Genomic DNA, 8,716 nt, shown 5'->3' with positions numbered 1-8,716 from the left:
TCGGGCTGGTGCTGATCTACGCCGGATACCGCCTGGCGACGCTCAGAACGACAGGGGTTGGTGGCGAGGCGTCAGAAGAGTTGCCAGACGGCAAGGAGGAAGTGGTTCCAAGACGATAGTGATCGGGGGTCAGACCAGTGGACAGTACTGCCACCTGGTCTGGCCCCCGCAGACTTGCATCTGGTAACCCCTTCAGTCCTTGCCGTCTCGCAACTTCCCCGATCCCTTACTCCCCGCCTCCTGTCAGCTCTTTCACGATGCTGCTGACGAACGCCTTCGCGTCGCCGAACAGCATCAGGGTCTTGTCGATGTAGTAGAGCGGGTTGTCGATGCCCGCAAACCCGGGATTCAGGCTGCGCTTGATCACCATCACCGTCCGGGCACGATCGACCTCGATGATCGGCATCCCGTAGATCGGGCTGCCCTGATCGGTCTTGGCGGCCGGGTTGGTGACGTCGTTGGCGCCGATCACCAGCGCCACGTCGGTCTGGGGCATCTCGCTGTTGGCGGCGTCCATCTCGACCAGCTTGTCGTAGGGGACGTCCGCTTCGGCGAGCAGGACGTTCATGTGCCCCGGCATGCGCCCCGCCACGGGATGGATGCCGAACTTCACGTCCACGCCCTTCTTGGCGAGCACGTCGAGCAGCTCCCGCACCTTGTGCTGGGCCTGGGCGACGGCCATGCCGTAGCCGGGCACGATCAGCACCGTGTTGGCCGATGCGAGGATCGCGGCGGCCTCCTCCGGCGTGGCCGTGTGCACCGTCCGCTCTTCCTGCGCGGCCTTGGCCGACACCTGCAGCTGGCCGAAGGCCCCGAACAGCACGTTGGTGAACGAACGGTTCATGGCCTTGCACATCACGACGGCCAGGATGAAGCCGGACGACCCGTCCAGCGCGCCGGCCACCACCAGCACCTTGCTGTTCAGGACGAAGCCGAGCAGGGCGGCCGTGAGTCCGACGTAGGAGTTGAGGAGCGCGATGACGGTCGGCATGTCGGCGCCGCCGATGGGCGTCACCAGCATCACGCCGAACAGCAGCGAGATGACCACCATCGCGGGGAAGACGAAGGGAACGGCGGGGTTGAAGACCAGGACCAGCGCCGCCAGGACGGCCGCGCCCAGCACCGAGAAGCTGACGTAGTTCTGCCCCTTGTAGACGATGGGGCGCTGCGGGAGCCACTCCTGGAGCTTGCCGGCCGCGATCAGGCTGCCCGTGAAGCTGAGCGAGCCGATGATCACTTCCATCGCGATCTCGACCATCTCGAACTTGGTGAGCGGCGGCGTGCGGCTGATGCCCTTGTAGTACTCCGAGATGCCGATCAGCGCCGCGGCCAGCGCGCCGAACGCGTGGCTCAGGGCGGTCCGCTGCGGCACGGCCGTCATCTGCACCAGTCCGAGCGGGATGCCGACGATCGCGCCCGCCAAGAGCGCGATCAGCCACCACTGGTACTGCACCAGCTCGGGGTTGAAGAAGGTGGTCACCACCGCCAGCGCTGCGCCAATCTCGCCGACCAGCACGCCGCGGCGCGCCGTCGCGGGCGAGCTCAGCCACTTCAGCGACAGAATGAAGCAGGCGATCGCGATGATGTAGGCGAAATCGGTCAGGAGCTGCACCGTCGTGAGGTCCATCCCGGTGAGGTTCATGACTTCTTGCGCCCGCTCAGCTTGAACATCCGCAGCATGCGGTCGGTGATCAGGAAGCCGCCCACCATGTTGCTGAACGCGGCGAAGGCGGCGACCGCTCCCAGGACCTCGGACAGCACCGTCCCGCGCCGGCCGGCGATGATGATGGCGGCGACCACCACGATCGCGTCCAGGGCGTTGGTCAGGGACATCAACGGCGTGTGCAACAGCGGCGAGACCCGGCGGATGACTTCGAAGCCGAGGAAGCCCGCCAGCAGGAACACGTACAGGTTCTCGATGAAGCCTTGCGGCACGGGACCCTCCTTACTGGGCGGGCTTCGGCGCGGCCAGCGCCGGCAGCTTGAAGAACTCGCGGACGCGGGCGTGAACGATCTCCCCGCCCCGCGTGATGAGCGTCTCCCGGGTGATCTCGTCGTCCAGATTCAGCTCCGGCTTCCCACCCTTGAACAGGTGGAGGAGGAACGTGGCGACGTTCTTCGCGTACATCTGGCTGGCGTGATAGGGCACGGCGCTGGCGAGGTTGATCTGCCCCACGATGGTGACGTTGTGCTTGACCACGATCGTGCCGGCTTCGGTCAGCTCGCAGTTGCCGCCGCGCTCGGCCGCCAGGTCCACGATCACCGATCCCGGCGCCATGCCCTTCACCATGTCCTCCGTCACCAGGATCGGCGCCGCCTTGCCGGGCACCACGGCGGTGGTGATCACCACGTCGCTCTCCGCCACCACCCGTCCCAGCAGCTCCCGCTGGCGCCGGTAGAACGTCTCGTCCTGCGCGGTGGCGTATCCCCGCGCGTCCTGCGCGTCCTTCGCCTCGAGCGGCAGCTCGACGAATCGGCCGCCGAGACTCTGCACCTGTTCCTTCACCGCGGGCCGCACGTCGTAGGCGGAGACCACGGCACCGAGCCGGCGCGCCGTGGCGATGGCCTGGAGTCCGGCCACCCCCGCACCGATGACGAGGATGCGCGACGGCGTGATCGTCCCCGCGGCGGTCGTCAGCATCGGACAGAGCCGAGGCAGCGTGTCGGCGGCGAGCAGGACCGCCTTGTAGCCGCTGATCGTCGCCATGGCCGACAGCGCGTCCATGCTCTGCGCGCGCGTGATTCTCGGCATGAGCTCCACGCTGAACGACGAGACGCCCTTGGACGCGATGTCCTTCAGGGTCTCGACCGCTCCCAGCGGACGCAGGAAGCCGACCAGGAACTGCCCCTGCCGGTAGAGCGGCAGGTCGTCCTTGCCCGTCCGGTCGTTCGAGCCGTAGCAGAGGACCTGCACCACGACGTCGGCGGTCTTGAAGACCTCCGCGCGGTTCCCCAGGATCCTGGCGCCCTTGTCCGCGTAGTCCTTGTCGAGATAGCCGGCGCTGACACCGGCGCCCGCCTCGATCGCGACCTCGAACCCCGCTTTGGTGAGGGAAGGCACAACGGAGGGCACGATGGCCACTCGCCGCTCTCCGGGAAAACTCTCCTTGGGAACGCCTACGATCATGACGGCTCCTCCCTCCGTTTGCCCTCGCCCATCACCGGTCCGGATCGGAACGCCTTCGCGCAAGAAGCGTGCTAATGTACACCGGCAGGGCGCAGAAGGCGGTCAGCTCGCTGTCCAGCGCGGCCCGCCTCGGCTAGGTTGCAGACTCACCGTCATCAGGGCAGGGCCATGACCCGATCCACCGGAGCGAGCTTCCTGGCCGCGCTGGCCTTCGTCGCGTGCCACCCCTCCCGCGGCGGCACCGCCACGGCGGGCTCCATCACCGTCACCCACGCCGTGATCCCCGCGCCGGCCTCGCGGTCCGAAGCCTCCGTCTTCCTGGTGCTCGAGAACGGGAGCGACTCCGCGGCCGTCTTCACCGGCGCCTTCACGCCGGCGGCCGATTCGGTGCTGCTGCACCGGCTCGTGGGTGGCCTCATGCAGCCCGCGATGCCTCCGGTGATTCCCGCCCACGGCTACCTCGACTTCGTCCCCGGCGGCTACCACCTGATGATGGAGGGCCTGCGGCGGCCGCTCGCCCTCGGCGACACGGTCACCGTGAACCTGCGGTTCGACGCCGCGCGCGCCCTCACGGTCCGGGTGCCGGTCCTCAACTACACCCAGGCCGTGAGCGAGCTGCCGCTGCGTTGAGCCACCGTCGGCACACCGTGGTGGCATCGCTGCCATTTCCGCACTCGCGGTAGTGCCGATTCCGCATTTTGTGGCCTCTCATGAAGTACTATCTCGTTGTATATCAATGACATAGCTGATGGCACAGCGCCTGCCGTACGTAGGGCGAGCCAGAGGGCGTTCCTCCGGCCCGAACTTCACTCAAGGACGACGGACATGAAGCGCCGCCTCGTGATCTCCATCGCAGTCGTGGTCGTGGCCGCCGCGGCGACCGCCGGCTTTCTCTCGCGCGGCCATGCCACCTACAGCGCGACGTACCGGTTCGTGACGGTGGACAAAGGCGACATCTCGTCCACGGTGAACTCGACGGGCACGCTGAGCGCCGACACTGCGGTGGCCGTGGGAGCGCAGGTCTCGGGCCAGATCACCCAGCTGTTCGCCGACTACAACAGTCACGTGAAGAAGGGTGAGCTGCTCGCGCGGCTCGACCCGCGACCGTCGGAGCTGGAGGTGAGGACGGCGCAGGCCCAGGTGGCGCAGGATGTCGCGGACTCGATGTTGAAGTCGTTCACGCTCACCCAGGCGACGCCGCTCCACGCCAGCGGGATGATGACGGATAACGACTACGTGGCGGCGCAGGCCGCGTTCGAGCAGTCGAAGGCCAACCTGCTCTCGGCGCGCGTCGGCCTGGCGAGAGCCGAGCAGGACTTGGCGTACACGTACATCTACGCGCCGATCGACGGCGTGGTGCAGGAGCGCGATGTGCAGGTGGGCCAGACGGTGGCCTCGAGCTTCGCGGCTCCGCAGCTGTTCGTGATCGCGTCCAATCTCAGCAGGATGCAGATCCTGGTGCAGGTGGATGAGGCGGACATCGGCCAGATCAAGCAGGGCCAGGACGTGCAGTTCACGGTCGAGTCGTACCCGAACCGGACTTACCACGGCACGGTCCACCAGGTGCGGCTGCAGTCCGCCACGGTGCAGAACGTGGTGGACTACACGGTGGTGGTGTACGTGAACAACCCGGATGGGACGTTGCTGCCGGGGATGACGGCGACGGTGAACTTCGAGACGGCCAAGGCGGCGAGCGTGTTGCGGATCCAGAACGCGGCGCTGCGGTTCCGGCCCTCCGAGGCGATGCTGGCGGCGGCCGACCTTCCGCAGCGCCGGCCGGGCGCGGCCGGGGCGGACTCGGGGACGGGGCGGCGCCAGTTCACGGCCGCCGACTCGGCCCGCTTCCGCCAGATGATGGCGCAGCGTGCGCAGGGCGGCGGCGCGGTCACGATGGGCGGCGGCCAGGGTGGCGGATTCGGCGGCGGCCAGCGGCAGGGCGGCACGGGCGCCATGGGCGGTCAGGCCGGCGCCGGCGCCAACAACACCGCGGTCCTCTGGACCCTCGACGCCAACGGCAAGCCGACGCCGGTGCGCGTGCACACCGGGCTCACCGACGGCCAGCTGACGGAGATCACCGGCCCGACCCTCAAGGAGGGCATGAAGATCATCGCCGCCGTGACGAACGAGAAGGCCGGCGGCGCCAGCAACCCGTTCCAGCAGCAGCAGAACAACGGGTTCCGGAACCGGGTGTTGTAGCCATGGCGATCCAGCTGATTCCCTCGCGCGGCGCGCCGAAGGTCGAGGCGGCGGCGACCGACACCGCGGTCATCCGGGTGGAGGCGATCAAGAAGACGTACTTCACCGGCAAGACCGAAGTGCACGCGCTGCGCGGCGTGAACGTCAGGATCGAGCGGGGCGAGATGGTCGCCATCATGGGGGCCTCGGGCTCCGGCAAGTCCACGCTGATGAACATCCTCGGCTGTCTCGACCAGCCCACGTCGGGCAGCTACTGGCTCGACGGCGTGCGGGTGGACGGCATGAGCAAGAACCAGCTCGCCGACATCCGCAACGCGAAGATCGGGTTCGTGTTTCAGGGCTTCAATCTCCTGGCGCGGACCACGGCGCTCGACAACGTCGAGCTGCCGCTGCTGTACGATCGCAGCGGGAAGAAGCTGGACACCAAGGCGATGTCGCGCGAGGCGCTGGAACGCGTCGGCCTCGGCGACCGCACCCATCACGAGCCGAGCGAGCTGTCGGGTGGCCAGCAGCAGCGGGTGGCGATCGCGCGGGCGCTGGTCACGCAGCCGGCCCTCGTGCTGGCGGACGAGCCGACCGGCAACCTCGACACGCGCACCTCCGTCGAGGTGCTCTCGGTGTTCCAGGAGCTGAACCAGCAGGGCATCACCATCGTGCTGGTCACGCACGAGCACGACATCGCGCAGTACTGCCGGCGTGTGGTGGAGCTGCGGGACGGGCATGTCGTCCGCGACACGGCCATCAGCGACCGGCACGTGGCGGCGGCGGACCTGGGCGAGTTGCAGCCGGAAGAGGTGGACTGACATGAAGGCGACGCGGCTGGTGGACATCGCCACCAAGAGCATCCTGAAGAACAAGCTGCGGACGTTGCTCACGATGCTGGGCATCATCATCGGCGTGGGCGCGGTGATCGTGATGGTCGCGGTGGGGCAGGGCGCCAAGTCGGAGATCCAGCGGCGCATCGACAACCTCGGCACCAACATGATCGTGGTCACGCAGGCGGCGACCCGGCAGGGTGGGGTGAGCGGCGGGGCGGGGACGTCGGGCCGCCTGACGCTCGACGACTACGCGGCGCTGGTGAAGGAGGGGCTGCTGCTCTCGCACGTCTCCCCGGTCCTGGTGGCCCCGAGCCAGATCATCGGCGGCGCCAACAACTGGCGGACGCTGGTGGACGGCGTGTCGCTCGACTACCAGGGCATCCGCGACTGGACGGTCTCGTCGGGCCGGTTCTTTGACCAGGGCGATCTGCAGGCCAACCGCAAGGTGGCGGTGATCGGCAAGACGGTGTCGGACAACCTCTTCCCGGGGCAGGACGCGGTGGGGGCGCAGATCCGCATCCGCAACGAGCCGTTCCAGGTGATCGGGGTGCTGTCGCCGAAGGGGCAGACGGCGGAGGGCACGGACCAGGACGACCTGATCCTCGCGCCGTACACCACGGTGCACACGCGGCTCGCGGGCGGGTTCAGCTTCCTCCCGCAGATCCTGGCCAGCACGGCCAACAAGGAGGATCTCCCGGCGGCGGAGCAGGAGATCACGCAGATCCTGCGTGGCTCGCACAAGCTGCCGAGCTACGCCGACAACGACTTCACCGTCCGGAACCAGGACGACCTGGCGGAGGCCGCGCAGGGCACGACGAACGTGATGACGATGCTCCTCGCGGCGATCGCGAGCATCTCGCTGCTCGTGGGCGGGATCGGGATCATGAACATCATGCTGGTGTCGGTCACGGAACGGACGCGGGAGATCGGGATCCGCATGGCCATCGGGGCGCGTGGCGGCGACGTGCTGACGCAGTTCCTGGTGGAGAGCATCGTGATGAGCCTGATCGGGGGGGCGATCGGCGTCGGCATCGGCTTCGCGGGCGCCGCGATCCTCTCCAAGGCGACGGGATGGCAGACGGCGATCGCGCCGCAGATGGTGTTCGTCGCCCTCGGCTTCTCCGCCGCCGTCGGCATCTTCTTCGGCTTCTATCCGGCGCGCAAGGCCGCGGCGCTGGATCCGATCCAGGCGCTCCGCTACGAGTAGGGGCGCGGAAGGGCGCAGGGGCATGAAACGGTTCCTCTCCGTCGTGGTGATGACGTGCGCCGCCGGCGGCGCGGCCGCCGCCGTTGCACTGCACGGCCGGGCCGCGCACGGGACGACGTACCGCACGGTAGCGGTGGAGCGCGGCGCCATCGCCGCCACGGTCAGCTCGACGGGGACGCTGGGCGCGGTGAGCACGGTGCAGGTGGGCACGCAGGTATCCGGACAGATCGCCGAGCTCAAGGCGGATTTCAACTCCCGCGTGAGCCGGGGCGAGCTGATCGCGCGGCTCGACTCGACCTTGCTCTGGCTCGAGGTCCGCCAGGTGGAGGCGGTCGTGCGGCAGGCCCGGGCCGACTCGGTCGTGAAGCAATTCGCCCTCGACCAGGCGCAGCCCCTCTTCGAGGCCGGCCTGATGTCGCGCGCCGACTACGTCACGGCCCACGCGGCCAACGAGGCGGCGCAGGCCGCCCTCACCTCGGCGGAGGTGAGCCTGGCCAAGGCGCGGCAGAGCCTCAGCTACGTCTACATCTACGCCCCCATCGGGGGCACCGTGATCGAGCGGAACGTGGACGTCGGCCAGACGGTGGCGGCGAGCTTCTCCGCGCCACAGCTCTTCCTCATCGCCGCCGACCTCAGGGAGATGCAGATCCTCGTGTCGGTCGACGAGGCGGACATCGGCGCGATCCGGGTCGGGCAGCCGGTGAGCTTCACCGTGGAGGCGTACCCGAACCGGACCTTCACCGGCACGGTGCGGCAGGTCCGGCTGAAGTCCGCGACGTCCAACAACGTGGTCAGCTACACGGCGGTGGTGGGGGTCGCCAATCCCGATCTCGCGCTCCTGCCAGGGATGACGGCGACGGTCGCCTTCGAGGTGGCCAGGGTGACGGACGTGCTGAAGGTCTCGAACGCGGCGCTGCGCTTCCAGGCCCCCGCCGCGCTGGTCGCGGAGTGGCGGGCGGCGCATCCGGAGCCGCTCGCGGCGGCGTCCGCGGGCCTGTCGGACTCGATGGCCCGGCTGTGGGTCCTCGACGCCGGCGGGCGGCCCGGCATCCTCACGGTGCGCACCGGCCTGAGCGACGGCGTGAGCACGGCGATCTCGGGCACCGGCGTCGTCGCGGGGCTGCGCGTCATCGCCGGCGCGGGCTCGAACGGCGCCGCGGCTGCGACCGGGGCGGCGAGCCCGTTCCAGAGCACCCGCTCGAGCGGCAACGGCGGCCCGCCGCCGCCCGGAGGCGTGTGAGATGCCGGACGGCGGCGGCACGCCGGCGACGGCCACGGCCGCGGCCCCGCCCGCGCCCGAGGCGGCGGGCTCGCGGGCTCCGGGGGGGCGGATATATTCGCGCGGTGATGCGACCCGGGACGCTGCCG

8 protein-coding genes are annotated in these 8,716 nt (G+C 69.0%); 5 read left to right on the top strand and 3 right to left on the bottom strand.

Features of this window, described 5'->3' with window-relative positions; translation table 11 throughout:
* Nucleotides 1-226 precede the first annotated feature (226 nt).
* Genes VMF70_01395 through VMF70_01385 form a run of 3 tightly spaced genes read right to left on the bottom strand, consistent with a single transcriptional unit; the run spans nucleotide 227 to nucleotide 3,127 of the window.
* Nucleotides 227-1,642 (bottom strand): NAD(P)(+) transhydrogenase (Re/Si-specific) subunit beta, encoded by a 1,416-nt coding sequence (locus VMF70_01395; GenBank protein ID HTT66659.1) that lies wholly within the window; start codon nucleotides 1,640-1,642, stop codon nucleotides 227-229.
* Nucleotides 1,639-1,935 (bottom strand): NAD(P) transhydrogenase subunit alpha, encoded by a 297-nt coding sequence (locus VMF70_01390; GenBank protein HTT66658.1) that lies wholly within the window; start codon nucleotides 1,933-1,935, stop codon nucleotides 1,639-1,641. The genes VMF70_01395 and VMF70_01390 overlap by 4 nt, the downstream gene beginning before the upstream one ends.
* A 10-nt stretch (nucleotides 1,936-1,945) precedes the next feature.
* Nucleotides 1,946-3,127: a Re/Si-specific NAD(P)(+) transhydrogenase subunit alpha gene (locus VMF70_01385; protein ID HTT66657.1), complete on the bottom strand. Its 1,182-nt coding sequence runs from the start codon at nucleotides 3,125-3,127 to the stop codon at nucleotides 1,946-1,948.
* A 168-nt stretch (nucleotides 3,128-3,295) separates the two neighbouring features.
* On the opposite strand from VMF70_01385, the gene VMF70_01380 reads away from it, so the two are divergent.
* From VMF70_01380 to VMF70_01360, 5 genes are all read left to right on the top strand, one after another.
* Nucleotides 3,296-3,757, top strand: a complete 462-nt coding sequence (locus tag VMF70_01380) for a copper chaperone PCu(A)C (GenBank protein ID HTT66656.1) — start codon at nucleotides 3,296-3,298, stop codon at nucleotides 3,755-3,757.
* A 195-nt stretch (nucleotides 3,758-3,952) separates the two neighbouring features.
* Nucleotides 3,953-5,323, top strand: a complete 1,371-nt coding sequence (locus VMF70_01375; GenBank protein ID HTT66655.1) for an efflux RND transporter periplasmic adaptor subunit — start codon at nucleotides 3,953-3,955, stop codon at nucleotides 5,321-5,323.
* Nucleotides 5,324-5,325: 2 nt separating this feature from the next.
* A complete protein-coding gene (locus VMF70_01370; protein ID HTT66654.1) occupies nucleotides 5,326-6,126 on the top strand; it encodes an ABC transporter ATP-binding protein in 801 nt (266 codons plus the stop codon).
* Nucleotide 6,127: 1 nt separating this feature from the next.
* Entirely contained in the window at nucleotides 6,128-7,348 is a 1,221-nt protein-coding gene (locus VMF70_01365) for an ABC transporter permease (protein HTT66653.1), read from the top strand.
* Nucleotides 7,349-7,370: 22 nt separating this feature from the next.
* The gene (locus tag VMF70_01360; GenBank protein ID HTT66652.1) at nucleotides 7,371-8,588 is read left to right on the top strand and encodes an efflux RND transporter periplasmic adaptor subunit; all 1,218 of its coding nucleotides are present in this window, start codon (nucleotides 7,371-7,373) and stop codon (nucleotides 8,586-8,588) included.
* The last annotated feature ends 128 nt before the right edge of the window (nucleotides 8,589-8,716 follow it).

The organism is Gemmatimonadales bacterium (assembly GCA_035502185.1).
Taxonomy (GTDB): Bacteria; Gemmatimonadota; Gemmatimonadetes; order Gemmatimonadales; family JACORV01; genus Fen-1245.
The sequence above is the reverse complement of the archived record's forward strand: the minus strand, read 5'-3'. Positions and strand labels throughout refer to the sequence as shown.

Coding starts and splice junctions, on each gene's coding strand:
- VMF70_01395 (HTT66659.1), bottom strand. CDS start 1,642: ATGAACCTCACCGGGATGGACCTCACGACGGTGCAGCTCCTGACCGAT.
- VMF70_01385 (HTT66657.1), bottom strand. CDS start 3,127: ATGATCGTAGGCGTTCCCAAGGAGAGTTTTCCCGGAGAGCGGCGAGTG.
- VMF70_01380 (HTT66656.1), top strand. CDS start 3,296: ATGACCCGATCCACCGGAGCGAGCTTCCTGGCCGCGCTGGCCTTCGTC.
- VMF70_01375 (HTT66655.1), top strand. CDS start 3,953: ATGAAGCGCCGCCTCGTGATCTCCATCGCAGTCGTGGTCGTGGCCGCC.
- VMF70_01370 (HTT66654.1), top strand. CDS start 5,326: ATGGCGATCCAGCTGATTCCCTCGCGCGGCGCGCCGAAGGTCGAGGCG.
- VMF70_01365 (HTT66653.1), top strand. CDS start 6,128: ATGAAGGCGACGCGGCTGGTGGACATCGCCACCAAGAGCATCCTGAAG.
- VMF70_01360 (HTT66652.1), top strand. CDS start 7,371: ATGAAACGGTTCCTCTCCGTCGTGGTGATGACGTGCGCCGCCGGCGGC.